Origin of the sequence: Micromonospora endophytica (genome assembly GCF_003236305.1) — a bacterium.
GTDB classification, from domain to species: Bacteria; Actinomycetota; Actinomycetes; order Mycobacteriales; family Micromonosporaceae; genus Micromonospora; species Micromonospora endophytica.
In genome coordinates this window covers 1-801 of sequence record NZ_POTX01000502.1, presented here as the reverse complement: position 1 = coordinate 801, position 801 = coordinate 1, and the positions used below count along the sequence as shown (strand labels likewise).

Genomic DNA, 801 nt, shown 5'->3' with positions numbered 1-801 from the left:
GCATCGACCCCATCGGATTCGACGCCAACGACCGCGCCAACCCCAACCGCGCCTCATACATCCGACCCGCACCACCCCACAACCGATCGAACGCCGGCTGCATCGACGCCACCACCCCGAACTCCACAAACCCCGCGATCAACCGCCGATCCACCAACTCCGCATGCTCCACCCGATGCCGCGCCGCACGCACCCGCTCCGTACCGAGCCGCTCCGCCGCACCCGCGAACCCCGCCAACACCGTCGAGATCGCCGCATCCCCGATCGCGTGAAAGCCACCCTGCAACCCGTACGCCGCGCAATCCAACAAATGATCACGCACCTGCTCCGCACTCAGATACCCGTGACCACACCCCTCACCATCGGCGTACCCCTGCGACAGATACGCCGTCCGCGACCCCAACGCACCATCGGCGAACAGATCACCACCAGCACCCACCGCACCCAACTCCCGCGCCCGCGCCGCACCACCCAACTCACCCCAGTACCCGTACACCTCCGGCACCCCCACACCGGACAAAGCCAACAGGCCGGTGAAATCCTCCTCATCGGAGATCTCCGGCCCACCACACTCGTGCACCGCCGCGATCCCCAACGACGCCGCCCGCGCCAACGCCACCCGCTGCGCCGCCACCCGCTGCGCCCGCGTCACCGACGCCCGCGCCACCGCCCGCACCACATGATGCGCGTCCCGCCGCAACCACCCCGACCCGTCGAACCCCGGCGCCGCCACCGCCTCCGGACACGCCGCCAACAACGCCGACGACACCAACGCCGAATGAATCGACGCCTGCGACAGAT

At 69.3% G+C, this 801-nt stretch carries 1 protein-coding gene; it reads right to left on the bottom strand.

The window, feature by feature from the left end; genetic code table 11:
* A partial coding sequence (locus tag C1I93_RS30775) for an amidohydrolase family protein (RefSeq protein WP_146603621.1) occupies positions 1-801 on the bottom strand: 801 nt, incomplete at both ends.